The organism is Peredibacter starrii (assembly GCF_034259205.1).
Lineage (GTDB): Bacteria > Bdellovibrionota > Bacteriovoracia > Bacteriovoracales > Bacteriovoracaceae > Peredibacter > Peredibacter starrii.
The window spans coordinates 2,955,871-2,981,532 of record NZ_CP139487.1 but is presented as its reverse complement, the minus strand read 5'-3'; the positions used below and the strand labels follow the sequence as shown (position 1 = coordinate 2,981,532).

28 protein-coding genes are annotated in these 25,662 nt (G+C 42.9%); 15 read left to right on the top strand and 13 right to left on the bottom strand.

Translation table 11 applies throughout. The features are described 5' to 3' along the window. Position 1 precedes the first annotated feature (1 nt). From scpA to SOO65_RS14865, 3 genes are read left to right on the top strand one after another with little or no spacing between them, the layout of a single operon-like run. Entirely contained in the window at positions 2-2,137 is a 2,136-nt protein-coding gene (gene scpA / locus SOO65_RS14875) for a methylmalonyl-CoA mutase (RefSeq protein ID WP_321391769.1), read from the top strand. Continuing rightward, a complete protein-coding gene (meaB, locus tag SOO65_RS14870; protein WP_321391767.1) occupies positions 2,134-3,111 on the top strand; it encodes a methylmalonyl Co-A mutase-associated GTPase MeaB in 978 nt (325 codons plus the stop codon). Before scpA ends, meaB begins: the two co-directional genes overlap by 4 nt. A gap of 51 nt (positions 3,112-3,162) precedes the next feature. Next, positions 3,163-3,462: a large conductance mechanosensitive channel protein MscL gene (locus tag SOO65_RS14865; protein ID WP_321391756.1), complete on the top strand. Its 300-nt coding sequence runs from the start codon at positions 3,163-3,165 to the stop codon at positions 3,460-3,462. A gap of 429 nt (positions 3,463-3,891) precedes the next feature. On the opposite strand, the gene SOO65_RS14860 is transcribed toward SOO65_RS14865, so the two are convergent. The 7 genes from SOO65_RS14860 to SOO65_RS14830 all read right to left on the bottom strand — a co-directional run bounded on the left by SOO65_RS14860 (position 3,892) and on the right by SOO65_RS14830 (position 11,531). Further along, a complete protein-coding gene (locus tag SOO65_RS14860; RefSeq protein ID WP_321391754.1) occupies positions 3,892-4,323 on the bottom strand; it encodes a response regulator in 432 nt (143 codons plus the stop codon). A 10-nt stretch (positions 4,324-4,333) separates the two neighbouring features. Further along, positions 4,334-5,947, bottom strand: coding sequence for a hypothetical protein (locus tag SOO65_RS14855; protein ID WP_321391751.1), 1,614 nt, complete (start codon positions 5,945-5,947; stop codon positions 4,334-4,336). Continuing rightward, positions 5,944-7,317, bottom strand: a complete 1,374-nt coding sequence (locus SOO65_RS14850) for an HD domain-containing phosphohydrolase (RefSeq protein WP_321391748.1) — start codon at positions 7,315-7,317, stop codon at positions 5,944-5,946. Before SOO65_RS14850 ends, SOO65_RS14855 begins: the two co-directional genes overlap by 4 nt. Then, on the bottom strand, positions 7,314-8,627 hold the full coding sequence (locus SOO65_RS14845; RefSeq protein WP_321391745.1) for an ATP-binding protein: 1,314 nt from the start codon (positions 8,625-8,627) through the stop codon (positions 7,314-7,316). The genes SOO65_RS14850 and SOO65_RS14845 overlap by 4 nt, the downstream gene beginning before the upstream one ends. 151 nt (positions 8,628-8,778) lie before the next feature. Further along, the gene (locus SOO65_RS14840; RefSeq protein WP_321391743.1) at positions 8,779-10,410 is read right to left on the bottom strand and encodes a hypothetical protein; all 1,632 of its coding nucleotides are present in this window, start codon (positions 10,408-10,410) and stop codon (positions 8,779-8,781) included. 18 nt (positions 10,411-10,428) lie between these two features. After that, positions 10,429-10,878, bottom strand: coding sequence for a hypothetical protein (locus SOO65_RS14835; protein ID WP_321391741.1), 450 nt, complete (start codon positions 10,876-10,878; stop codon positions 10,429-10,431). Further along, the gene (locus SOO65_RS14830; protein WP_321391738.1) at positions 10,875-11,531 is read right to left on the bottom strand and encodes a 2-hydroxychromene-2-carboxylate isomerase; all 657 of its coding nucleotides are present in this window, start codon (positions 11,529-11,531) and stop codon (positions 10,875-10,877) included. The genes SOO65_RS14835 and SOO65_RS14830 overlap by 4 nt, the downstream gene beginning before the upstream one ends. 199 nt (positions 11,532-11,730) lie before the next feature. On the opposite strand from SOO65_RS14830, the gene SOO65_RS14825 reads away from it, so the two are divergent. Then, on the top strand, positions 11,731-12,510 hold the full coding sequence (locus SOO65_RS14825) for a hypothetical protein (RefSeq protein ID WP_321391730.1): 780 nt from the start codon (positions 11,731-11,733) through the stop codon (positions 12,508-12,510). A 111-nt stretch (positions 12,511-12,621) separates the two neighbouring features. On the opposite strand, the gene rpsU is transcribed toward SOO65_RS14825, so the two are convergent. After that, positions 12,622-12,864 carry a 30S ribosomal protein S21 gene (rpsU, locus tag SOO65_RS14820; protein WP_321391727.1) on the bottom strand — a complete coding sequence of 81 codons (243 nt, stop codon included), beginning with the start codon at positions 12,862-12,864 and terminating at the stop codon, positions 12,622-12,624. 89 nt (positions 12,865-12,953) lie between these two features. Beyond that, entirely contained in the window at positions 12,954-13,892 is a 939-nt protein-coding gene (locus SOO65_RS14815; RefSeq protein WP_321391724.1) for an endonuclease/exonuclease/phosphatase family protein, read from the bottom strand. Between the two features lie 30 nt (positions 13,893-13,922). On the opposite strand from SOO65_RS14815, the gene SOO65_RS14810 reads away from it, so the two are divergent. Then, positions 13,923-14,483, top strand: a complete 561-nt coding sequence (locus SOO65_RS14810; RefSeq protein ID WP_321391721.1) for a hypothetical protein — start codon at positions 13,923-13,925, stop codon at positions 14,481-14,483. A 32-nt stretch (positions 14,484-14,515) separates the two neighbouring features. Beyond that, on the top strand, positions 14,516-15,346 hold the full coding sequence (locus SOO65_RS14805) for a TRAP transporter TatT component family protein (RefSeq protein WP_321391718.1): 831 nt from the start codon (positions 14,516-14,518) through the stop codon (positions 15,344-15,346). Here SOO65_RS14805 and SOO65_RS14800 read toward each other — a convergent pair whose 3' ends face one another. After that, positions 15,347-16,189 carry an HNH endonuclease gene (locus SOO65_RS14800; protein ID WP_321391716.1) on the bottom strand — a complete coding sequence of 281 codons (843 nt, stop codon included), beginning with the start codon at positions 16,187-16,189 and terminating at the stop codon, positions 15,347-15,349. A gap of 153 nt (positions 16,190-16,342) precedes the next feature. Between SOO65_RS14800 and SOO65_RS14795 the strand changes: the two genes are divergently transcribed. Beyond that, positions 16,343-16,768, top strand: coding sequence for a DUF6496 domain-containing protein (locus tag SOO65_RS14795; protein WP_321391713.1), 426 nt, complete (start codon positions 16,343-16,345; stop codon positions 16,766-16,768). An 8-nt stretch (positions 16,769-16,776) separates the two neighbouring features. Then, positions 16,777-17,202, top strand: coding sequence for a BON domain-containing protein (locus tag SOO65_RS14790; RefSeq protein ID WP_321391710.1), 426 nt, complete (start codon positions 16,777-16,779; stop codon positions 17,200-17,202). Positions 17,203-17,341: 139 nt separating this feature from the next. Here the strand turns inward: SOO65_RS14790 and SOO65_RS14785 are convergent, their stop codons facing one another. Further along, positions 17,342-17,653 (bottom strand): rhodanese-like domain-containing protein, encoded by a 312-nt coding sequence (locus SOO65_RS14785; RefSeq protein ID WP_321391707.1) that lies wholly within the window; start codon positions 17,651-17,653, stop codon positions 17,342-17,344. Beyond that, complete coding sequence (locus SOO65_RS14780; RefSeq protein WP_321391704.1) at positions 17,653-18,441, bottom strand: serine O-acetyltransferase; 789 nt, start codon at positions 18,439-18,441, stop codon at positions 17,653-17,655. Before SOO65_RS14780 ends, SOO65_RS14785 begins: the two co-directional genes overlap by 1 nt. Before the next feature lie 62 nt (positions 18,442-18,503). Here SOO65_RS14780 and SOO65_RS14775 point away from each other — a divergent pair, with 62 nt between their 5' ends. After that, positions 18,504-19,538, top strand: coding sequence for a cysteine synthase A (locus SOO65_RS14775; RefSeq protein ID WP_321391701.1), 1,035 nt, complete (start codon positions 18,504-18,506; stop codon positions 19,536-19,538). On the opposite strand, the gene SOO65_RS14770 is transcribed toward SOO65_RS14775, so the two are convergent. Continuing rightward, positions 19,525-20,193, bottom strand: coding sequence for a Rossmann-fold NAD(P)-binding domain-containing protein (locus SOO65_RS14770; RefSeq protein ID WP_321391698.1), 669 nt, complete (start codon positions 20,191-20,193; stop codon positions 19,525-19,527). The genes SOO65_RS14775 and SOO65_RS14770 overlap by 14 nt on opposite strands. Positions 20,194-20,207: 14 nt before the next feature. Here SOO65_RS14770 and SOO65_RS14765 point away from each other — a divergent pair, with 14 nt between their 5' ends. The 6 genes from SOO65_RS14765 to SOO65_RS14740 are packed head-to-tail and all read left to right on the top strand — an operon-like array spanning position 20,208 to position 25,654. After that, the gene (locus SOO65_RS14765; RefSeq protein WP_321391695.1) at positions 20,208-21,179 is read left to right on the top strand and encodes a glycosyltransferase family 2 protein; all 972 of its coding nucleotides are present in this window, start codon (positions 20,208-20,210) and stop codon (positions 21,177-21,179) included. 36 nt (positions 21,180-21,215) lie between these two features. Continuing rightward, positions 21,216-21,452, top strand: coding sequence for a hypothetical protein (locus SOO65_RS14760; protein WP_321391686.1), 237 nt, complete (start codon positions 21,216-21,218; stop codon positions 21,450-21,452). Next, the gene (locus SOO65_RS14755) at positions 21,449-21,880 is read left to right on the top strand and encodes a hypothetical protein (RefSeq protein ID WP_321391683.1); all 432 of its coding nucleotides are present in this window, start codon (positions 21,449-21,451) and stop codon (positions 21,878-21,880) included. Before SOO65_RS14760 ends, SOO65_RS14755 begins: the two co-directional genes overlap by 4 nt. Before the next feature lie 2 nt (positions 21,881-21,882). Further along, positions 21,883-22,473 (top strand): arylesterase, encoded by a 591-nt coding sequence (locus SOO65_RS14750; RefSeq protein ID WP_321391680.1) that lies wholly within the window; start codon positions 21,883-21,885, stop codon positions 22,471-22,473. Then, complete coding sequence (locus SOO65_RS14745; protein WP_321391677.1) at positions 22,470-23,126, top strand: ABC transporter ATP-binding protein; 657 nt, start codon at positions 22,470-22,472, stop codon at positions 23,124-23,126. The genes SOO65_RS14750 and SOO65_RS14745 overlap by 4 nt, the downstream gene beginning before the upstream one ends. After that, the gene (locus tag SOO65_RS14740; protein ID WP_321391674.1) at positions 23,123-25,654 is read left to right on the top strand and encodes an ABC transporter permease; all 2,532 of its coding nucleotides are present in this window, start codon (positions 23,123-23,125) and stop codon (positions 25,652-25,654) included. Before SOO65_RS14745 ends, SOO65_RS14740 begins: the two co-directional genes overlap by 4 nt. The last annotated feature ends 8 nt before the right edge of the window (positions 25,655-25,662 follow it).

Here is a 25,662-nt window from a genome sequence, read left to right as displayed (position 1 = left end):
TATGACAACTGATTTCAGCAAAATTCCTTGGAAGACTCCAAAACTATCTGAGCCAGCTCCTAAAAAGATCACCGTGATGCCGGAAGGCATCGCACTTAAGAGTGCTTATACTGAGAAGGACGTGAAGTTTAAAAAACTCATGAAGACTCTTCCGGGTAACAAACCTTTTCTTCGTGGCCCTTATGCTTCGATGTATTCGGTTCGCCCTTGGACCATTCGTCAGTACGCGGGGTTTTCGACGGCGGAAGAATCAAACCGTTTCTATCGTGACAATCTTACGAAAGGTCAAAAAGGTCTTTCAATTGCTTTCGATCTTGCTACTCACCGTGGTTATGACTCTGATCACCCTCGTGTAAAGGGTGACGTTGGTATGGCAGGGGTGGCGATTGATTCCATCCTTGATATGCGCATTCTTTTCAAAGGTATTCCGCTTGATCAGATGTCGGTATCAATGACGATGAACGGAGCAGTGATTCCAATTCTTGCTTTGTTTATCGTGGCGGGTGAAGAGCAGGGTGTGAAGCCGGAGCAACTCACAGGGACGATTCAAAACGATATCTTGAAAGAATTCATGGTGAGAAATACTTATATTTACCCACCTGAGCCTTCGATGAGAATCATCGCGGATATCTTTAGTTACACATCTAAGAACATGCCGAAGTTTAACTCGATTTCAATTTCGGGTTACCACATGCAGGAAGCTGGTGCGACTGCAGATATTGAACTTGGTTATACCCTGGCCGATGGTCTTGAATACCTTCGTACTGGTGTGAAAGCAGGGATTGATGTGGATCAGTTTGCTCCTCGTCTTTCTTTCTTCTGGGCGATCGGAATGAACTACTTCATGGAAGTAGCGAAGATGAGAGCGGGTCGACTTCTTTGGAGTAAAATCGTTTCGGACTTCAAACCAAAGAACCAAAAGTCTCTGGCCCTTAGAACTCACTCTCAGACTTCTGGTTGGAGCTTAACTGCTCAAGACGTTTTCAATAACGTCACAAGAACGGGAATTGAGGCCCTTGCCGCAACTCACGGTCACACTCAAAGCTTACACACAAACTCTCTGGATGAAGCACTTGCTCTTCCAAGTGAATTCTCGGCCCGTATCGCTCGGAACACTCAGCTCTTCATTCAGACTGAAACTGATACCTGTGATGTGATTGATCCATGGGGGGGAAGTTATTTCGTAGAAAGCCTTACTCAGGAACTGGCGCAAAAAGCTTGGGCCCTGATTGAGGAAGTGGAGTCTCTGGGTGGTATGTCTCACGCCATCGCCAAGGGCATTCCTAAGATGCGCATTGAAGAAGCCGCTGCTCGCACTCAAGGTCGAATTGATTCAGGTGTTCAGCCAATCGTAGGAGTTAACCTTTATAAACGTGAAAAAGACGATACTCCAAATATTCTTCAAGTAGAAAACTCACAGGTGCGTGAAGCTCAGATTAATCGTCTGAAAAAACTTAAAGCTGAACGTAACGAAGCAGTGGTTCAGGAAAAACTCAATGCTATGACTGAGGCTTGTAGGAACGGAACTGGCAACCTTCTCGCTCTAGCGGTTGAGGCCGCTCGTGCTCACGCCACTGTCGGTGAGATGAGTATGGCGATGGAAAAAGTATTTGGCCGTCACCAAGCTGAGATCAGAACTATTCAGGGTGTGTATTTAAAAGAAGTTCAACAAGGAAAATACGACGTGAAAGAACTCCAACTTCTCATGGAAAAATTCCAGAAGAACGAAGGACGTCGTCCACGTGTTCTTATCGCGAAGATGGGACAAGATGGACACGACCGTGGTCAGAAGGTTATTTCAACTGCCTTCGCAGACTTGGGCTTTGATGTGGATGTGGGTCCTCTGTTCCAGACTCCAGAAGAGACAGCAAAACAAGCAGTGGAAAATGACGTACACATCATTGGTGTATCATCCCTTGCTGCTGGTCACTTAACTCTTGTGCCAGAATTAAAAGCTGAACTAAAAAAACTGGGACGTGAAGATATCCTTGTAACCATTGGTGGAGTTATTCCTCCGCAGGACTACGATAAACTTTATCAGATGGGTGTGGCGGGAATTTTCGGTCCAGGTACAGTCATTGCCGATGCGGCCCGGGATCTGGTGAAAAAACTTAACGAGGCCCTGGGATATAAATGAGAAAGCAACTTGAGCTCCAGGATTATCTAGACGGGATTAAGAACAAGAATTTAACGATTCTGGCACGAGCAATTACACTCGTGGAGTCCCATAATCCTGATCATCAAAAACTAGCTCAGGAACTTCTTAAAGCGATATTGCCTCTGACTGGTAAATCAAAACGCGTCGGGATTTCCGGAACTCCAGGAGTGGGTAAATCCACATTCATTGAGGCCTTTGGAAAACAACTTACCTCACAAAATAAAACTGTGGCAGTTCTGGCGGTTGATCCGACTTCTCAGGTGAGTGGCGGATCTATCTTAGGTGATAAGACCCGTATGAATGAACTGGCGATTGATCCCATGGCATTCATTCGCCCGAGTCCATCAGGTGAAACTTTGGGTGGAGTGGCGCGCAGAACTCGTGAATCAATGCTTATTTGTGAAGCCTATGGTTTTGATTACGTCTTAGTGGAAACTGTTGGCGTGGGACAGTCTGAAACAACTGTCGCTCAGATGGTGGATCTTTTCGTGATGCTCCTTCAACCGGGCGCCGGCGATGATCTTCAAGGGATTAAGCGCGGGATCTTAGAAGTTGTAGATATGGTGGTTGTAACAAAAGACGATGGCGATCAAGAAAAGATCATCCTTCGTGCAAAACATGATTATCAACAAGCGCTTCAGATTCTTCGCCATGATGGTTGGATTCCACCGGTTCTTTCTTGTTCTGCAGTAACTAAGAAAGGTCTTCCGGAAGTGGAGAAGACTATGGAAGATTACTTTTCAAAAGAAGCTGCTCAAATTCAGAAGAAGCGTGAGAAGCAGGGACTGGATTGGATGTGGCAACTTATCCATGAGGGCCTTAAATCAAGCTTTCAGGAAGTGATTGATCAAAAAGCGATCGCGACATCCGAGAACAAAATCAAAAGTAATAAGGGGACTCCACCAGAAGTGGCCCAGGAACTTCTTAAACAATTCTTCTCCCACCTAAAATAGTCAAACCAGAATTTCTTTGCCATCCTAATAGTACAAAATACTGGAGGGTCTATGGTTAGAGAGTTCGTTGGCTTCTTAAAACAATATGGTGTTATTGGTTTGGCGATTGCCGTGATCATCGGTGGTAAATTAAATTTGCTTGTAACGAGTCTCGTCAATGACCTCATCACTCCGCTTATTCTTCAACCTGCCCTTAAGGCCGCTGGAGTTGCGAGCATTTACGAGCTTAGCTACAACGGAATTATGTACGGTAAAGTTCTTGGAGCAGGGATCGATTTTATTATCGTGGCCTGGATTGTATTCATCTTCGCTAAGAAGGTTATGAAAGAAGAACTAGTAGCGAAGCGGTAAAAAAATCCACTTAGAATCTTAACAAACGAAGTTTTTCAAAATCCCTATAATGTCTGCTAATTTTCATCGTTAAGGGAAGAACATGAGAAGCTTGCGAGATTTTAGAAAAGAGTTTTCGAACTTTGAGATTGTGTCAACGTTGGTGCTCGCGGCTTTGATTGTCATCGGCGCCATCAATTACGAATCCTGATAAAAAATCAGGTGACCAGAAACATCACGTCATGGTCTTTTTAATGAATATCTATTGGTGACAGTTTGGCGCCGATAGATTAATTCACTTATTTTCAATCAGCTTTGGCAGCAGATGTAGTAAAGGCCATCCGAAAATTGATTTCGGATCTCACTGACTTTTAGTCACGACAATTTTAATTTCCTCAATTGTCTAAAAAAGTCACAATGGAAGCGGTAGTGAATATATGAATAATCCCCTTACTGAGATGCCAAAAGTTTTCTGTATTCACTCATAAAATCACTCTTTGATTCCTGATGATCCCCACGGCCTACTTGAAGACCTCGCTCAACGACTTCTTCGATGTGATCAAGGGCCGGTTTGTTTATAAAATCAAAAGCTCCGTATTTGACGGCTTCCAGCATCAGGTCATGGTTCCCATGGCCTGTATAAAAAATGAGAGGAGTTTCAAGCCCAAGGGCCCTGATGTTCTTTACAAGCTCAACCCCATTCATAACAGGCATGTTAATGTCGCAAAGGATGCATTGAATAGATTCTCTTTTAATAATCTCGAGGGCCATTTTTCCATTTATGGCCAGGAAAATTTTTTCTGCTAAATCACTAAGGTTGTACTTTAGAGTTTCAAGCAGAATGGGTTCGTCATCGACAATTAATAAATTTCCCTTTTTCAAGTTTTACTCCTTATAGTTTACTTTTTCCTGATATTTTTAATGTTCTTACTTCTTTTTTTGTCGTTGGAGCTGATTTGACTACTACGTTGGCCTCAACAGCAATTGTTTCCGAAGGCGCTTTGGCCGATTCTAGTGCTTTTTCACCTAGCTTTTCAGCAACAGCTTCTGCTGTAAATTCTTTAAGAGGGGAATGGATAATCTGGTTAATGAATTTTCTTAGGATCATGAGTTTTTCTTCTGAAAGACCATGTATCAGGGCCATGTAATAGTTTTTGTCATTTTTTTTGTCGATTGTCCAAATAGGGGGAACGATAGTTGCGTGAAATTCGATTGGAAGTTCAAAGTGAAGGACAGCAAAAAATGGAAGTTCTCTTTGGGAGATGAAGGATATTTCATGCTCAGTGAGGCCGACGATATAAAATTCTTGTAATATATCCACCGGACGGTAGGGAGAATTTACTTTCAAAAGACCGGAGCTTTTATTGCCTTCGGAGTCCTTCGTTTTGAATTTCTCTAATAGCTTCCCGAACATGTCTTTGTCTAAAGGAGAATGCGAAGCCACTATTCGTTCGTAGTTAAAAAGTTTTTGAAGTGCTCCACTTTTTGAAGGAGTATTCATAATGACTATGACTGGACGGTATTCGCTCACTACGAAGTCGTTAGAATATAAGAAATCCAGGACTTCTGGAGTGATACCTTCTTCCTCAGGCCGGGAGAGATTGGCAATGATTAGGTCTGGTTTGTCTTCTAACATGATTTCAATCGGACAGCTCTCTGATGAGGTCGTGAAGATGAATTTAATTCTATCCTCGATCCCTCCAAAGGTGCCGGCCAAGAATTCAAAGTCTGATGAAAGTACCTGTACTGTGAAATTGTCCCCTTCACTGAATTCACTCGCAAAGTTTTCAATCCAGGTTTCGACAGTGTCCAGTAGTATGGACTCAGGTCCAATTTCTTCCCAGGGACCAGGGTAGGGAAAGTCGAGATAAAAAGTGGAGAGCATTGGATAGTATCTTGTGAATGCGCTACTGCTTTTTACTGGAAAAACAATGCCCTTATTGTCAGGGAATTGTCTGAATTTGATAATTAGTTCTTCTTCAGTGTCTTCTAAATCTGCTTCTACGCTGATGCGATCTTTTTCCATCTTGACCAGACTGGAACATATTCCTACCTGAAGTGGAAGATTTATTCCCTTCGCGCAAGCTAGTCGGGGGAAATCAATTTCTCTTTTAAGACCAATATAGAGTACATCTCTTACAAAAGTTTCGATTTCTCCACCTTTAATGTGGAATAAGTAAAATCCTGTCGAGAATAGAAAACTGAGTTCTTTCTTTTGCTCGTCATTTTTACAAACAAGGGCAAAAAAAACTGATTTAAAGTTCGGAGCTTTCTTATAAAATAAGACTTCTTTTGTCACTCTTGTGATATCGATGGAATTGTTGGACACATCCACTATAACAATTCTGGGAATATTCTCTCTATTGAAGATCGAGCCTTTCTCATAAGAAGTTTTTAATACAGCAACGTCCTCCTTTATGACTAAAGGGGAACTTGTGATCTGCCCAAAGAAGTCTTCATCATCACCCACAAAGAGAATTTCATCATTCAATTCGTGCTTACTCATTTCAATAATCCGGTAACAAGCGATTTAAGAATAAGAGGGTCGTATTTAGTCGTTTCATTCTTGTCAGGAATGAATATTTTTAATCCTTCGATTGTTGTGCATTTATTTTTTGTCAGAAGTCTTACAAATCCATCTGCCAGAGAAACCACTTTAGCTAGAGGATAGATTTTTGCTCCTGTTAATCCGTTGGGATATCCTGTTCCGTTTACGAGTTCATGGTGTTGATAGACAATCTGTTTAACCGGGGTGGTGATGAAAGGGGATTTACTTAACATTTCATAACCATGCAACGGGTGCTCTCTGAAGATTGCTCTTTGGTTTTCCGGTATGTCTGTTTCCTCTTTATCCCTCATTCCCTTTGGAAGCTTTAGTTTCCCGATGTCATGAAGAAGCCCGCCGAGAGCGATTATTTCCACTGTTCGTTGGCTGGACCATTCTAGGTTTTTACAAATAATCGTTGAAAAGAATGATACAAGAAACTGATGGCTCTGTTCTGAGGGGATTTCATTCTGATATTGTCTTAAAAAATTAGATATTTCTAAATTTGAATTTACTAATTTGTACATGTTTTGACAGATTTTCATACCTTCTTCAACAAGGGAAGGCCTGATACCTGTAAGGAAAATCTCGTCAATATAAACTTCAGATACAGCTTTGATGGATGAAAAATATTGATTCGGGCTACTGCTTTTTTTAGTAAGCATTTTATTGAGAAGTTCATTCATGAAGTTTACATAAACTGCTCGTTCAACCGTTTTGAAATACAAGGATACGACCTTCTTTTCAGTTTTGTACTTTTCAATTCTTTCATTATCAAAGTGATCTCCTCTTCTGAGGATTTTAATGTATCTTCCGGGACCTAATCGAAGATAGTGATCGAATATAGTAACATTCCCGCTCATGCAGGATTCAATCGAAACCTTTGTGAAATTTTCATCTTTTTCATTTATCACTGCTTCTTCATCTGAAGACCCGTTGGTAAGGGTCACGTTTTTCCATCTGTCCAGTTGTTCACCACGTACTGCATTTAAAAGTTTTTCGCATGTGTACGGTTTTACCAGGATTTGTGAAACTCCGAGTTTTTTTAATCCTTCAGAATCTAGCTCCAGTTCTTTTAAAGTTTCTTTTGATTTGACGGTCAAGATAACTTGCACTGTGGGATGATTGAGTCGCATGAATTTCAGAACCATCAATGCTGAGTAGTTTTCAGTCTCAAGATCCATTATTAAAACTTTTATTCCGCCTTTATATACTTTAAGCTGACATTCTTTACCGCTCTGACACAATTCAAAGTCGATACCTTCTTTTTTGAGAAGCTCCTCAATCTTTATGATGTAGGTGTTGTCAGGATCCGATATGAGTACTTTCACGCTGCCCTTGCTTTTTTTGGTATCATAATGTTGAACTTGGTATTAGGACAACCCGAATCCAAGCTTAATTTTCCCCCATGTTGCTCAACAATACCTTTTACAATTGATAAACCCAGTCCTGTCCCTTTACCAACTTCTTTAGTCGTGAAAAAAGGCAAAACAATTTTATCACGAATTTCTTCATTGATGCCATTCCCGGAATCTGTAACAGTGATTTGTACATCAGTTTGAGTTTCGAAACATTCAATCCTGATCCACTTATCCTCAAGAGAATTGATAGCATCAAAGGAATTTGAGAGGAGATTTAGTATGGCCTGTGATAAGCTTACTGGCTGACAATAAATGATTGAATCTGGACAGATGTTGTAATGAATACTGATTCCATGTTGATGAAATTTTTGGTTACACAGTGCTAAGGTATCTTCAATCACCTGATTAATTGAAGTATGGACGAAGTCGTCACGAGAAGCATCTCGTGCAAAAAATCTCAAACCTTTCACGATTTTTTCAATTCTATTACTTGTTTCGATGAGATTATTTAATGCCTTATCCTTATCTTCCTTACTGCTGCCTTTCTCATCCATTCTTTTAATCATGCTTACGAGTGATATAATAATTGCCAAAGGATTGTTAATTTCATGGGCTATCGAACTGGCCATCTCACCTAGCATGGCCATCTTTGAAGCATTAGCTGTCCTTGCTCTCTGAACTTCAAGTTCTTTGGTTCTTTCTTCTATCAACTCTTCAAGATGGATATTCATCCTTTCGAGCTGATTCATGACTTCTTTTCTTTCTTTGGCTTGGACGGCCCTGGCGAGAATGTCAGTAATATTTCCTATGAAGTTTTGTTCTGCCATAGTCCAATTTCTTGTAACCCCCACGCTCTCACAGCAAATGATTCCGATCATCTTTCCATTTACTCTAATAGGAGCGTCAATCATAGATACAATATTCAGTGGCTTCAAATAGACTTCTAAAAATTCTGATGTTACTGGATCATTAAATGTATCCACTGCCGGAAGTGTTCGCTCTTCTAAAAGATAATCAAAATATTTCGGGAAGTCGGATGCATCTAATATGGCCCCAGAGGAGTGAGTTTGGGTCTCTGATTCATACAGATCATTTAGAATGATTGCTGTTCGTTTTTCATTGTAAAACCAAATACCGCATCTTCCAACATTTAGGGCCTCCACAACTGACTTTGTAATTATGTTGAAACTTTCTTCAAGAAGACCAGAATCAATGGATTCAAGTTTGGAAAGTTTCAGCAAAATATGATTGAATCTATATTCAGAATTTTTGTTTGGCATAGAGATCTTATCGGTGGTGTAAACTTAATGATTTAGCGATTAGGGCCTGGATTGATTTTGGTCAGAGAAATTAAGCCAAGGGAGCCAAGTCACCGGAATTTCGAGAAACGAGGTGAGTTTATGCTTTAGAAATTCCGGATACGGGAGTTTTTTAGCCGCGCATTTTCCACAGTAGCTGAGACAGGTAAGGTCGCTTGGTTTCACCAGTTGCCACCATTAAAAGCTTGGTAATCTTCAGGTTATCCGGATCTGTGAAAAGAAGAATCAGGAGTTCCTGAATGTAATTCGTATTCAGGGTCACATAGTTATCGGTACCCACACCAAGTTTAAGGCCTTTCTTTTCCCACCACGAGAACGGGTGATCTTTATAGTCCTCAAAACTCGTCGTAAGTTTATTATTCGATGATGGCAGGGCCACAAGACTCACGCCTTTATTGATCATGCGGTTGAGAACGTCGTGCTGATAGTGCTCGACTTCGCGGGCCGTGTGAAATTTTACTTTCACGAATTCTCGTTTCTCATTGCTATTTAAAGGTTCACCGTTAAATAGTTTTTCGCGGACATTGGTGTGTTCACGCCAGTCCATGTCCATGAGTTCTTTCCAGTCAGATGAGTTTTCTTTAATTTTTCCACCACGCTCATTATCAATCACGAGACGTCGGTAGAGAGAGTGGAAGTAGTAGTTAGGATTAATCCCAAGAGAAAGACCGTGCTCCAGCGTATCGATGTGCCAGATGTTAAGGGCATTATCCACTGCCTGCACACCTTTCTTAAGTGTATGCCAGGTTTCACCGTGGTGGGAACGCAATGAGAAGCCTTTAAAATGGAGTTTTCTAAAACCTTGCTGCATTTCCGCAAAGTGTCCTTTGCGGTAAAGATCTTTCTCACTTCCCACAGTGTCCACTTCGCACAGATACGGGCAAAGGAATGGATACTTTTCAATAATATCTAGAATGGCGTCTACCTGATGAAGGAAGTGCTCTTTCTTGGTACTGTAGTGGGCGGCATCGAAGAAGTTTGCTTCTTTACGAAAGCATGGAGAAAGCACGAAATCAAAACCTGGCACTTCTTTTTTAAAGCGCATATAGCCGTCATACAGACCGAGCACCACATCTTCTTCGGTTAGATTCTCGAGTCCCGGGATCTGCTCATCTGAGGCGGAAGTGGCACGAGAGAGGGTGAACTTCAGTCGAATCATCCCCACATTGAACTTATGATACAGCTCTGAGGCCATGTGGTAAGCGGCTTCGGCATGCATCTCTTTGGTGGTCAGAATAAGTTTTGGTAAGAGAAGAATTTTTAAGTAGCGATCAAAATATTCATCTTCTTTGAGACGAACCAGATTATCCACGTCCTCAATTGTTTCAATCTTTTCGGCCGTGCCTTCGCCATATACTTTGTTAATAATGTCGAAGTAGACCTGCTTATTAGGGCCTTTAAGAAGTTTCATCAGGTGTGGATGAATAAACTCTGCACTTAATGAACCTGTCAGGTGAATATGCTCTTCGATATAAGGTTTCGGAAAACGCTTAAAGAAGTTAAAGAGAGCAGAGGCCACAGGGTGGTTAAGCAGGGTTTTGATTTCCACTTCATCGGTTTTGAAATCGTTAATCAGGCGACGAAACTCTTGGAGAGACTTCTTCACCAGAGCATTGTCATCCTTGGAATCACCCATCACCGCCAGTTCCAGCGTGTCTGTGAGAGTAATACCGTTTGTTTCTGAAATAATTTTGATGAGGTGATCAGTGAGTAGGTCAATTTTGTTGGTCTGGGCACGGGCCATATTATCCTTACCGGATCACTACGGTTTGTCCTCGCATAGGAAGGCCGGTTTGACTGTAAAGGCCGGCGTACATTGAGTGATCCATTCCCCTTTATAGTAGCGGGCAAAACCAAAAGTCCAAGTTATTTCTTTGGAGAGAGGGGTAACCTGCACTTGATGAGGGTATAAATCGGGAGCTTCTCCGTCGACTGAGAAGCACCAGCCGTAAGCGCGGTACTCAACTTCTGAAATTTTCTCGATCGCGGCCGCACCTGTGGGTGTTTCAAAGGCGGAAGCGAGACCCTCGCTCGATCCTTTAAATGGAATGTTGAATTTAGCAAGGGTAGCGATCGTGAGTTCGCCCACGTTCGGGAAATCTTCCGTCACTTCTGTTTTCATGATGAAATCTTCATCACATGGGCCTATGAACTTCAATTCAACCGCGTGGGCCGAAAAAGTCATCAGTGTTAGAAGAATCAGTTTTTTCATAGTGCTTGCGCCGCCGCTCTTGGTGTTTCTGCCAGAAGGCTTGCGAATTTTTCGCGATCAAGTGGGTCTTGTCCCTGAACGTAATCACGTATGTCCTCAAGAGCGTCATTACCCCAGAAGAGTTCATCGCCTACAACGAAGCTTGGAACCCCGAAGGCTCCGAAGCTAATGGCCTCATTAATGTTCGCTTTAAGTTCGACCTTGGCTTCCTTGGTAAAACTCTTCTCGTAGAGCTCGTCCGCTGGAAGACCAGCTTCACGAAGAGCATTTAAAAGTTCATCCGGCTCACCCATATCAATACGAGTTTGCCAGCCTGCCTTCCATAGAGCTTCTATCACTCGTGCTTGATCCTGTCCCGCCACGCCCCTTAGGCTTAAGCGTAGAGCATAGAGTGAATTAAAAGGATGAGTTTTAGGAGTGGTGAAGGGAAGACCCAACTTCGCAGCATATCGAAGGCACTGCTTTAAAAGAAACTCGCGCTTAGGAGTGATCTCACCTGGGCCTTTGATCTGCCAGTGATTCAAAAGAGGGCCCAAGGCCACTGGTTTGTAGTGCACTTCTAGGTTCAATTCTTTTGCCAGGGTCTGCATGTTATGCCAGGCAAAGTAGCTAAACGGAGACAAAAAATCGAAGTAAAAATTGATTGCTTTCATATAGTTAGGAGCATGCCTTAGGCCCGCCTGATCTGTCCACTCAACTTTTTGCTTGTAAAAAATTCAGAGTCCGGCTAGTATTACGCAGCGAATTATTCCGATATTAATCCTGCGGTTGCACGTATATTTCAAGTTGGACGTTTGTTGAAGAGCCGGGCTGATATCATCTAAGAGACTAAGTCTCGTTTGGGTAGATCTCATGAAAAATTCAGTAGTACGTTTTATCACGCTAGTGGTGCTGTCGATCTTCGTCGTTTCCTGCGGTAATGCTCCTTCCAATGTTCTTTCCGGTGTAAAAGTAGAAACAACAACTCGAGACAATGATGTCTGGATGTCGTTTGCTGCTGACCTGAATCTCGGTGCAATGAGCTTCGCTTCTGTTTCTCTTCCTATTCTTCATCCACGTGGACAAACTCAGATCGGTCAATTGGAATTGATCTCTGGTTTCTCAGGTCAGAACCAACTTAAAGTTTCTGTGAATCTAACTGAAGTTGCTGACGTAAATATGACTCAAGCGACTCTTCCTAACGGAAATATGATTCCAATGATTGCTAATAACCCAACTATCGCCATTAACATTGGTAATGGTGCAAAAGTTTATCTAACTCTTTCAGAGACTGTGACTGCCATTGGTGTTGCGGTTCCAATCTCGGCCTTCGATTCAATCGGAGCATCACTTCCTGGTCTTAACTTCTTTCCAGTTGTTAATTCAGGAAACGTAGTAGGTACAGCAGGTATCTTCACTGGTGCAGGTGCTGGTAAGAGTGGTATCGCAGTAGTTGCTGATGTTTCGAAAATCGTAAACCTTGGACAACTAATGCCTTCTCAAGCTTCAACTTTTGCTATCCAAGCTGAGCAAGCTCGTAGCTCATTAAGACTTGATTATCGTTCTCAATCAGGTTCAGCTTCTCAGAAGTCTGCACTTGATAACATGATCTATAAACTTCACCAGAAGAAAGCAATTCTAAGAATGAGATAATTAGGAATATAAGGTCTAAGGAAGGACCACTGTTTTGGCCTCCGAGGGATGGATTCTTCGGGGGCCTTTTTGTTTTAGGCAAAAAAAAAGCTCCTTTCGGAGCTTCTTTTATTAGATCTTTCTTGAGCCGCGGCCCGATTTTGAATTTGTTTTCTTACGACGTTTTTCAGCCGCTTCCATTTTCTCTACACGCTTAACTGAAGGCTTCATGTAATACTCGCGAGCGCGGTATTCTTTCACGATTCCATAAGCATCACAAAGTCGCTTGAATTTTTTAAGGGCGCGCTCTACAGCGAAGCCATCAGTGATATCAATACGAATGTTTTCTTTGGGCTCTTTTTTATCGTGGGCCATGGTACCTCTTGTTAAGTTGGTTAAGTGCCTTATTAATCTTTTCGGTAAAATAGCATAAGACCTTAAAAAGGCCAGATTTTCGTTTTTCGCTATGGGTTCAATCTTAAGGTCGCGAGAAAAGGATAATGGTCCGAAGGTAGTGTATTCTTATGTTCCATGCGTTTAGGAATCGGAAGCGGGGCACCACTTAAGTGCTTATAACGAGGGAAATAACACTCGGTAGTTTCAATTAGATGCTTAAACTTGTCGGAAATAAACAGGTAATCAATCTGTTGTTCGAAACGATTTCCACCACGATTAAAATATACATAACTAAAGCGCTCTTCAGGAGGAATATTGGCCAGGAACGCAATGTCCTTTAAGGTGGTCATTTCGTAGATCGCCTTAAACTCTTCCTCTGTATTTTCTTCCCCCGCGTGACCATTGAAGTCACCGCCAATCAGAATTGGAATGTCAGGATGAAGATGTTCAAGATTTTTATAAATCTCTAAAAGACCTTTTACTTCCAGCACGCGACGAGAGCGTCCTTCAAAATCCGTTTTACTCATATCGAGTTTGGATTTGATATGAACAAGAAGAAGAATCATCTGAACTTTATCGTTCGCCTTTAAATCGAGTCGAAGAACATCTCGTGAAAAACGTTTCGCCGGAAGTGGTAGGGGATAATCAATGTGAGTATGAATGTCGACTTTGTAAGCGAGACTCTTCTTAATCAAATAACCCAAATCAATTCCGCGATCAGAATTAGAAGGGAGACTTAAAGCGAGATACTCGTCGTTCAGAACATACTTCGCAAAATTACTAAGCGACTCCGGGCCACCAACTTCCGTGACCATCACAATATCTGCTTCCGCATCCTTGATGGCGTTAGCGAGCATTAAGCATTTTTCTTTGGACTTATTCGAGAACAGGCTAGAACTCATGAGCTGCCATTTAATTTCCGTCAGCTCGGTGACTGGACTCGCAGAATGATCGTGCTTGTCCATAAAGAGAAATAGATCCTGGGCATTTAAGACCATGACTTTCATATTTTTCATCCCGGGCTTAGAATATCATCTATGACTTCAATCAAACAATTCCTGATTCTCGTTCTCGCATTATTTCTCTATGAGGCCCATGCTGCCGAATCTCGGTTGACGTTTGAGCCGCTCTACGGAGTAGAGACAACTTTAGTCAGATATCCAGAGCCCGCTCGCTATGTGACTCGTGCCACTTATGGAGCAAGAGTACTTTATGGGATCACGGCCTTCTCGGGCGAAGCTGAATACACTCAGGCCATGTCTCGCAAAGACTATCCGGCAGACGATCAGAAGGTCGAAGATTCCATTCAACGACTGAGTTTAGGTTTTCGCTCCACACTTCCTATGGGGAAGTTTATCGGAGTTTATTTCCGCGCAGGTGGACGTGCTTCACAGGGAGAAACGAAGGTCACAACTGCTGGAGTTTCTGAGACCCATGATAACCCTCTGAGAGTTGATCCATACGCCGGTGCCGGTCTTCAACTGGCCTTCAGTTCATTACTGGGTCTCAATGCGGGTGCTACTATGATCCGCAATGCCGAAAATGAGTACGATGTTCAATACACACTAGGTCTTTCCGCGCGCTTCGGAAATATGTAGACTTTAAGCATAAGTTTTTCAAAAGGATAACTATGCTTAAAATGTTACTCGCTACCTTTTTCCTTTGTAACTTCGCTCTAGCCGAAGCCCCTAAAAAAGATCTGACTTCTGCTGAAGGCAATCTCATGAAGGCCGAGGCCCTTCGTTTGTGGCAGAAGCGTGATGTTCAAGAAAGCCTTGAAGAATCACTTTCAAAATTTGAACAAGCACTTGCCGCTGATCCAGAAAACATTGAACTCCTTACATATCTTGCTCGCGGTTACTTCACACTCGCTGAGCTTCACCTTGATAACAAAGATCTCAAAATGAAAAATTTTGAGAAGGCCATCGAATACGGCGAAAGAGGGATGGCAACAAACCCTGAATTCAAAAAACGCGCTAAAGATGACATCAAAGGTGCCATTGAAAAACTTTCTGACCGCGAAGTGCCCATCACTTTTTGGACGGCCGCTTCTCGTGGAAAATGGTCAAAACTTAACGGCGTGATGTCTTCACTTAAGTACAAAGACCAAATCATCACAATGATCAAGAAAGTTGAATCCCTTCGCCCTAATTTCTACTATGGCGCCGTTCCTCGTTACTGGGGCGGTTTCTATGCTGTTGCACCTCGTATCGCCGGTGGCGACATGAAAAAAAGTAAACAAAACTTCAAAAAGGCCATGGAGATGTCTCCAGAGTATCTTGGTACAAAAGTTCTTTATGCCGAACTCTACTGTGTAGAAGAGGACGACAAAAAAGAATTCAAGAAACAACTTATGGAAGTGATCGCTGCACCAAATGGTCCAGTAGAAATCACTCCTGAAAACATTCTTGAGAAAAGAAAAGCTGAGAAGCTCCTTAACAAAATCGACGATATTTTCTAATTATCTCGGAGGCGGGGCCCTGAGTCCCGCCTTCATCCTTCCTCTCTGATTACACTGAAAACACAACAGCCTTAAATTTTCCCGACTACTTGGTCCTCCCATGGCATAGGGGAGGATATGATCATAATTGAGATTATGAGTTGTTCCGCAATTGGTGCATTTCTTATCTCGGGCGTATACATCGCGCTTCACGGAAGCTGGAATCGCTCTTCCCACTTTCGCTGGCGAAAGTGTTTGGCGAGGTTTAGTTTGTTTAAACTTCGTTTTTTCGACGGCTTCAATGGCCTTCTTCGCCATGAATTGAACCAACTGATCCATCTCGAGGTCTTTTCCTAAAAGATTTTTCAACTGATCAACTAGTGTCATCGTTTCATCAGATAAAACAATGGCGACTTGAACCTTATCTTTTGAAATGCGCTTCTTTTTATCTTTTGGCTTTTCTTCTTTACCCGTTATTTCAAACAACTTCTTCTCACACTCGGTTTTGGTTAGATTTTCGATCTCTTTAAAAACCTCACGCTTTTGTTTTGGGTCTTCTATAAATTGATTCACTAGCGAAATATTTGTGAGATTCAAACTTCCATCTTCGATTTTCTTTTCAATTTCTGGCATTTCAGCAATTGCACGAGCGGCCACAATTCGCCTCTGGGCCGCGCCTTCTGAATAGCCTAGCTCATGCACGCAATATGCAAACAAAGAGGAATACTTCAAATCACAATAGAGCTTCCTTTTATCAATCTCTTTTAAGTGATGAAGCAACTTAACTGTTACTTCTCTTTCGGCCCCGGCCAACTTTTTTGTATCACTCAGTAAAATTTTATTTGCAAGATGTTTTAGTCTCATGTAAAACAATTTACGTAAAATGTACGGACATGTCAAGCGGTTAAAAAAATCACTTCCGCTGGCGAAAGTAAAAAGCTTCACTTCTCTTTATATAAAATAAAGTCTTCTTCACTTAAAAGGAGGTTTAGCATGGGATTAACATAGGAGTGTCTTATGCCTGAAAGAAAAACTATTAAGCGTGCACAAAAAGATAAGAGAGAAGGAAAGTCTGCTTCGACACAAGCGGGCGAATTCGTAAAAGATGAAATTGATCGGATTCGAGAGGGAAAAACCGGCGCCAGAAATACGAAGCAAGCGATTGCGATCGGATTATCAAAAGCTCGAAAAGCAGGAGTGAATATTCCAGATAAAGAAGGAAAAAAATCATCTCATGCTGGAAGAATTGCGGAACATAAAACTTCTCGCACTCGTTCAAAGGCCGGTGAAGAACGACAGAAAAAAGAATCTAAAAACACTGTCAGTCATAAACTTCTTTCTCTGCAAGCAAAACGTGCTCAGGCCAAACGAGGTGCGGCCGCGAGACATCGTTCAGCTGTGAAGGCCGCTCACACCAGAGCCGAAAATAAAAAAGCCGCTTAGGAGGATTTATGGAACCCAATAAGGAACCTGGAGTCAGTGGAAAAGAGCGTGGGGGTAAAACCTGGCTCAACTCCGAAGAGTACGAAACGCAGAAAGAATTTGCGGATACCATGGAAGAAGCCGAGAAAGGATTTCAGAGTACCGGACAGAATTTGCACGGGCGTTCTGATCTTTCCAATCAAGGGGCTCAAGTCGGAGTGACTCTCACAGAAGATGCTGTGATTGAAGCTTTAAGAAGAAGTCCGCAGGTGGATATCGGCAGTCTTATTGTAATGGTGAAGGGCAGTGTGGTTCATCTGGAAGGAATCGTGGAAGACATGCCGGAACTGAGAGAGATAGAAAACATCGCGAACAATGTACCGGGAGTATCAAAAGTTGTGAGTCATGTGGAATTGAAAAAAGACAATAGCCAGGCGCTGAAGGACTTACAATAAGGCCCGGAAAGGGCCTTACGAATTACATAAATAGATTGAAAGGAACTGCGATAACAAATGCGGCAGCAAGAACGATAGCTGTGCCAACAAGAATAGTGCCCATAGTTTTATTGATCATAAAAATCTCCTGAATCCTAGTTTAATAGCGAGGGACGTTCGGGTCAATCTCAATAGACCAGGCATCAATGCCGCCCCTTAAAGAAAGGGCGTCGTAGCCGTGAAACTTGAGAAACTGAGTCGCGTAAAGGCTTCTCACCCCGTGGTGGCAATAAACTATCATAGGGAGTTTATCGTGGGGAAGTTCGTTGAAACGTGTTTCAAGTTCGTGCAACGGAATGTGAAAGCCGCCAAGGTTGCAAATTTCGCGCTCGTCATCGCGACGAACGTCTAAAAGGTGAAACTCTTTTTTATCGGCGATCCACTTTGAGATTTTTTTGTTATCGATTTCCATTATTGGTTACCTAAAGAAATGATGCTACCTGGGGCGACACTTGAAACAAGCCAAGTGTTACCGCCAATGATTGAGCCTTTGCCGATGACTGTTTCGCCACCAAGAATTGTGGCGCTGGCGTAAATAACCACATCGTCTTCAATTGTTGGGTGACGTTTTAGAGATTGAAGTTTCTTCTTCACTGAAAGGGCACCAAGAGTCACCCCTTGATAGATCTTCACGTTCTTACCGATGGTAGTCGTTTCGCCGATTACCACACCAGTGCCGTGATCGATAAAGAAGCTCCCAGCAATTTTGGCGCCTGGGTGAATATCAATACCGGTTTTTTCATGGGCGTATTCGCTCATTAAACGCGGAATAAGGGGCACACCAAGTTCATGAATGGCATGAGCAAGGCGATGAATACAAACAGCGTAAAAGCCCGGATAGGTGATAATCACTTCTTCGCGGCTATAGGCAGCGGGGTCACCCATAAGGGCGGCGTGGGCGTCTGAATCCAGAATCTCAGCGAGGCCCGGGATCTTTTCGAAAAAGGCCTCAGCAATTTCCTCAGCGCTTTTTTTGATTCCAAGTCCTGCCACTGCTTCAAAGTAGCTCTTAAAACGGGCCTTCAGTTCCTCAACGGATTTTTCTGTGCTCTCGAGACTCTGACGACCTAAACAACCTCTCTGTGGGAATAAAAGACAAACCAATTGGTCCACCGATTGGCGAACTTCTTGAACATTCATCACAATAGTGGCCGTTTGTAGGCGGTCGCGGTGCAGAAATTGAGCAAGTTTTGAAGACATAGAGAACCTTTTGCAGTATAAAGAGGTCACAATAAATTACCTTAACACGCAGGGATATATCAATGGATCTTCGTACCAAACTTAAATCTACAGGCCTTTTACAAGTAATTGGGAACACCCCGATGATGAAAGTGCAAAGTTTAAGTGCTCTCACTGGTTGTGAAATCTTCATGAAGTGCGAAAATTTAAACCCGGGTGGCACGATCAAGGATCGTCCGGCCCTGAATATGGTGGTTGAGGCCATCTTGAAAGGCAACCTTAAGCCAGGCATGACCATCGTTGAAGGTACGGCCGGAAACACAGGTATCGGTCTTGCTCTTGTTGGTCAAGCATTGGGCCACAAAGTAATCGTTGTAATGCCTAAAGGCATGGCGATTGAGAAACATAAAGTTCTTAAACTTTACGGTGCGGAAATCGTTGAAACAGAAGCGGTTCCTTACTCAGACGAGCGCCACTTCTTTAAAGTTGGTAAAAAAATCGGTCAAAGCTCTCCAGACTACTGGTGGGCAAACCAATTCGATAACCCGGATAACTACCTTTCTCACTATCACTCAACAGCTCCAGAGATGTATGAGCAGATGGATGGAAAATTGGATGCCGTTGTTGTTGCTGCTGGTTCAGGTGGTACGGCGGCCGGTGTTTCTAAATTCATGAAAGAGAAAAACCACAACATCAAAATCGTGATGCCAGATCCAATGGGATCAGGAATCGTGAATTTCTTTGGCCGTGGTAACTTCGATTCTGACGGTCGTTACACAATGACTGAAGGTGTAGGGATCACTCGTATGGTTGATAACTTCAACCACATTAAACAAGATTCTTGTTACACAATTGAAGATCAGAAACTTGCTTCTCTAGCGATGTACGTTCGTGAGAAAGAAGGTCTCGTGATGGGTATGTCTTCAATGCTTAACCTTGCTGGTGCTTTCCACACAGCTCTTAAGTACGGCCCTGGTCAGCGTATTGCTACTTTCCTATGTGATGGTGGTGAGAGAGCGATTTCTAAAATGTACAACCCGGATTTCTTAAAAGAGAAGGGCATTGATGGCTCACTTCTTCCAGAGAAAGAAGTGGTTGATATCTTCAAGAATTTCTAAACTTATAAAACTTTTTGACTTCTTCATTGGGAACGATCTTTCCAGTGGAGAGGTCAGATTGATCAAACTCCGGCAGCGGCAAATTATTTTCCCGACAGTATTCTGAATAAAATTCCTCTCGCGTGCGATGCTCATCGCAAACAACTCCAAGAGTTTTACTTTTAACCTCATTTTGAATCACTGCCAACGTCACACCGACGGCGTCTTCAAGATGCAAGAGATTCACGACACGTTTAGGAGCGGCGAGATTCTTTTTTCCAGAGAGATGCTTTCCCGGATGGCGATTGCCACCAAGTAATCCTCCGAAACGAAGTATGGTCCAATCAGAAAAGTTATCACGCACCCATTCTTCCTGCGCGAGCAAAGTAGGCGCCTCCGAAGTCGAACTGATAAAAATCAACCACGGTTTTTTCCACGACCACTTCTTAAACCATTCAAGCTCTTCGGGAAAAGGCGGGATGTTCAGGACCACGATATCGGCATCCATTAAGTCTACTGAGGGAAGTTCAGGATAAGAAAGGAGCCTAGAGTCCGCAGTAAGCTTCTCCTTAGTCCTTGTGGAACCAATAACGTCAAAACCATGACGAAGGAGTTCATCCCTTAAAGGACTTCCATACCAACCTAGACCTAAAATACTGACTTTCTTTTTATCCATCGCTATAATGAGTTATGCCAAGTTTAAGTCTTATCATCATATCTCAGGGTTCTGACGAACGACTATTGAAATGTCTCGACGCACTTCAGGTGCCCGAGATGGATTGGCAACTCATTCTCCACATTCACGGAAAACCTCTCGCAGATGCTGTTCGCGCTAAGGCCGAATCACTAACGTCATCGGTTTTGATTCTGGAAACGCCCGAACATTTAAATCATGGTAAAGCGAAAAATATCGCTCTTGATGAAGCGCAAGGCGAGTGGGTGTGCTTCCTAAGTGAAGATGCTACTCTCATGAGAGGATACTGGGACATCGTAAGACCACTTCTCTCTGAAACAAAAATTGAAGTCCTGGGTGGAATTGATGTTATGGCCTCTGGCATGAGCGCACTTTCTCGCGCTCAAGGCATTGCTCTCTCTTCGCCATTTTGTGCCGGTACGACTTTTGTTCGTCACCAGGCCTCTGGTCGCAAGCTTCAAGCAGCTGATGAAGAAAAACTTTCTCAGACTCACATTTGGATTCGACGTTCAGTGATCGGTAATACTCGTTTTCCTGAGAATTATAAGAGGGGAGATGAGGTTCTTTTTCTACAAGAACTTAAGAAGAAAGGCGTGGGGATGTACTATCAACCACGTCTTAAAGTTTATCTCTTTCGCGCGCAAAGAATGTCAGAAATTTTCCGAAGCACATTCTACGCTGGCTACTATCGTTCAAAAATTATTCGTGAAAAACTCACATCAAGTGCGGGAGTCTTCTGGCTTCCTACTGTGTTTGTGTTCCTTCATGTGATGTTTGTTATCGATCTAGAGACTTTCATAACTCTCTCCCGTCTCTATCTCGCGATCGTGACTTTCGTGAGTCTGGCCCTTGCTTCCCGTGCCAAGAGTACGTGGCTATTTCCCATTGTCGCGATTCTTCATTACTTTATCGTCCTGATTTTTGGAGTCGGGTTTTTAACAGAGCGCCTCTTTAAAGACAAAAATTAGAAACTGCCTTACAATAAACGTATTCAGGAGATGTCTATGAAGTACGTTTTATGTCTTATGCTCACCTCAACTTCTGCTCTTGCCACCGATTATGGTTACCTCAAGCCAGAAGATCAAAAATATTATAAGAATGATTCTCTCGACGGTAATAACCAGCGTGAACGCGTTGATAGTACAGTGAAAGAAATTAACAAACTTCACGGCGAGATCGCGGCGATGAAAGCGCAGATTCAAACTCTTCGCCAAGAAGTAGATGAGTTAAAGAAGAAATGAACCTCCTATTTAAGACCCGAATTCATCTTCCTTTTGAAAGAATCCGGGATCAATTCAATCGAGACCTCTTCATTTATCTAAGTCCTCCGCTCTTACCATTTACGATTAAACGTTTTGATGGATGCAAAAAAGGGGATGAGGTCCATATAGGACTACTTTTTGCACAGCAGTGGATAAGTTTGATGACCTTCGAAGAGACCAACGCAAAGGGTTGGTCATTTATTGACGAAGGAAAAACACTTCCTTGGCCTTTGTCTAACTGGAAACACCATCACCGGGTTGATAAAATAAGCGCAACTGAATCAGAAATAGTGGATGATATTCACTACGAATGTTCGCCTTCCTGGATGGCACCGTTGATCAGGCCAATTCTTTGGAGTGTGTTCGCGATTCGTCCCAAGCGTTACCAAAAATTTTTTAAGGACTAGCAATGAAAACATTTTTCGCTCTTTTAGTTCTACTGACTGCTGAAGTCAGGGCCAGCACGATTTTGTTTCTCGGCGATTCACTAACTGAAGGTTATCAACTCTCAAAAGAAGAATCATTCCCATCTGTAATTGAAAGAAAACTCTCTAAGACCCACAAAGATCTGAAAGTGATTAATGGTGGAGTTGCCGGTGCGACTTCAGCATCAGGTCCTAAGCGCATGGAGTGGTATAAGAAAACCAAGATCGATGTGATGGTGCTTGCCCTTGGAGCAAATGATGGTCTTCGTGGCATGAAAGTGACTGAGACAGAGAAGAATCTCTCGGCCGTGATTGAAAAGGCCCAAGCTAGAGGCATTAAAGTGGTGCTCGCTGGTATGAAAATGCCAACCAATATGGGTGAGCCTTATCGCACGGACTTCGAGAAAATTTTCCCGAAGATCGCGGAGAAATATAAAGTTCGTTTGATTCCCTTTCTTCTTGAAGGAGTGGGCGGAAATCCAAAACTCAATCTTCCAGACGGCATTCATCCAAATGCTAAGGGTTATGAAGTCATAGCCAATACAGTGATGAAAGAATTGGAGCCTGAGCTATGATGAAGGTCTCTAACCTTCGTAAGAGTTATGGCGAAGGCAGTACAAAAGTTGAAGTTCTAAAAGGGATAAATCTGGAGATCGCTAAAGGCGAGACTCTTGCCCTCATTGGGAAATCGGGTTCAGGCAAATCAACACTCCTTTCGCTACTAGCGGGACTGGATCAACCGGACTCGGGAGAAATCGCAGTAGGAGATAAAAAAATCTCTCACATGAAAGAGAAAGAGCTCACGCACTTTCGTGCTGAGCATATGGGAATTGTGTTTCAGCAGTTCCATCTTGTTTCAACTCTAACCGCTCTGGAAAACGTTCTTCTACCATTAGAGTTATTGAAACGCCCTGATGCTAAAGAGACAGCAGAGAAGCTTCTGGAGAGTGTAGGACTTCTTCACCGCGCTCACCATTTACCATCTCAGCTAAGTGGTGGTGAATCACAGCGTGTAGCGATTGCTCGCGCTTTGGCGATTCGTCCGACGATTCTTTTCGCCGATGAACCAAGTGGTAACTTAGATGAAGAGACCGGTGATAAAGTAATGGAACTATTATTCAAGATGGTGAAAGAAACCAACACCACTTTAGTGCTAGTGACTCACGATCAGGATCTTGCTCGTAAGTGTTCACGTGTTGTGCATCTGGAGCACGGGAGCCTCGCGTGATTTTTCGCTTCTTCTTTTTGAAGGAAGTGAAGAAGTTTCCTTTCTTCTTCCTCTTACTCGCATTTACTCTGCTTCTTGGGACCATGGGTCTTATGGGGATCAGTATTGTTTCTAGTCAGGTTCAAGAGAAACTGAAAAACAATGCCAATGAACTTCTGACTTCGGATATCGCTGTCTCTGCACGACGGGACTTATTTCCGGAAGAGCAGGAGAGTCTTAAAAAGATATTTGCGGATATTCCGCATCGTGAATATAAAATCGTGGACGTCTACTCCATGATTACCCACCTTCGGGCAAAGGCGAGCCGCCTGGTAGAAATCAGAGCTGTTCAAAATGGTTTTCCCTTCTACGGCAAGCTCACTCTCAGAAGTGGTGAATACCATCCTGAGAATCTCTATATCTCAAAAGACCTTGCCGACCTTTGGCAGGTTCAGGCGGATGATGAACTTCAAATTGGTGACGTGACTCTAAAAGTTACAGGAGTAGTGGAAGAGGATTCTTCCCTGGGACTTCGCGGTTTTTCACTCGCGCCTAGAATCTATTTCCCTCTCGATAAACTCGCGGCCACTGGTCTTATTAAACCGGGTGCCACGGGAAGTTTTGCTTATCACTATCACTTAAATAAATTTTCAGAACCTAAACTTCAGGAAATTAAAAAAGCGATCTATGCCAATATAAAAGACTCGGCAGTTAAGATCACACTTCCGGAAGATAGCTCAGAGCAAACCGGTCGCGTGATTAATACTCTGACAAACTTCATGGCACTTTCCGCCCTGATTGGTTTGATTCTGTCACTAGTGGGTGTGTTCTATCTCTATCAGTCGCACTTACTCGCGCGTTTGAAAGATCTGTGTTTATTGAATCTTCATGGTCTCACTAAGGGACAAATCATCACGGGCATCATTGGCCAATTCTCGGCGATCTTTGTCATAGTAATGATCGTGGAGCTCTTTCTCATGGTTCCGGTCTATGAGGCACTGGCGCCACTTCTTTCTAATAATTTAGGAATTGAATTAACTCCTGATGTGAATGTCATGGGTGCTTTGACTGACATGCCGTTCTTGTATGGTCTGTCGCTTTTCATTTTAGTGCCGCTTTTATTTGGTCTGATGCGCACACCGATGGGACTGCAACTTAAGGCCTCGAAGCTTTCTATGGGACGCTTCCGCTTCTGGGATTTTCTCCCATTCATTTTACTTTTGTGGTTGTTCTCTTGTTATCTCAGTCATTCATTTAGAACCGGGAATCTTTTCTTTGGTTCTCTAATGATCGTGTTCTTGCTTTCAACACTGGTAGTGCGCTTCGGACAATGGATCATTAAAAAGATCATTGGTAACAAAGGTCTTCTGATTCCTACCATTGAAAACGGAATTGCTCTCAGATCTCTGACTCGCTCCGGCCACAAACTCACGCTAAGTTTCTTGTCCCTTGCCATGGGCGCGACTCTAATTTCCCTTATCCTTCAGTTGGATAAGATGATCCTGAAAGAATTTGCTCTCGATAATAAGAAGCCATCGCTTTTTATTTTTGATGTACAAGAAGATCAAATGGATCCTCTGATTGATATGGCAAAAGCAAATGGATCACCTCTGGCCTATATCACACCGATGATTCGCGCTCGCTTAGAGAAAGTGAATGATAAAAAGTACGTGAAGAAAAAACGGGCCTATGATTTCCGTTCAAAAGAAGAAGACGAAGACGCGAGATTTAGAAGTAACAACCTAAACCTCACATACCGTGACTATCTGACCGAATCAGAACGCATCATCGACGGGAAACCTTTCCCTCCTGGTGGCGCGCCAGATGATCGCTTGCCTTATATCTCGATTGAAAAACGCTGGGCCCAAAGAATGGATCTTGATATCGGAGATAAACTCACTTTCGATATTCAAGGGGTAGAGTTTGAAGGCACGGTCTACAACATTCGCGAAGTGAAATGGACGAGCTTCTATCCAAACTTTTTCGTGACGATTGAACCAGGCATGATTGATGCCGCTCCAAAAACCTTTCTGGCGATCCTGCCATCAGGTCCAAAAGAAAAGAAGCTTGAGCTTCAGCGATTATCGGTGGAAAAATTTCCGAACGTCTCTTTCATTGATGTAGGTGAGTTAGTAGGGAAGCTTTCAGGGCTCTTTGAAAAATCTCGTCAGGCAATCGAAGTCATCTCGTGGCTTTCACTTATAGTCGGACTTGTCATTCTGTATGGTCTTTCCCACGATCAGGTCTACCGCCGTTACTATGATCTTGCCCTTATGAAGAGTTTAGGTTTCTCGGCCACACGCCTGCGACTCAATCTCTTATATGAATTCGGTGCGCTCTTTTTATCGGCCCTGACTTTAGGATTGTTCTTAGGATGGCTCATTGCTCAATTAATCGGCCGTGAGGTTTTCAAATTATCTCCGAGTGTCGATTGGAGCAGACTGCTTTATCCAGCGGGCCTTTTAACAGTTCTTTGTTTAGTAACTATTTTGGTTTCATCATGGCGCGCTGTGAGGGCCAAACCACGAGAACTTTTATCAGACTCTTAAAGGGAATT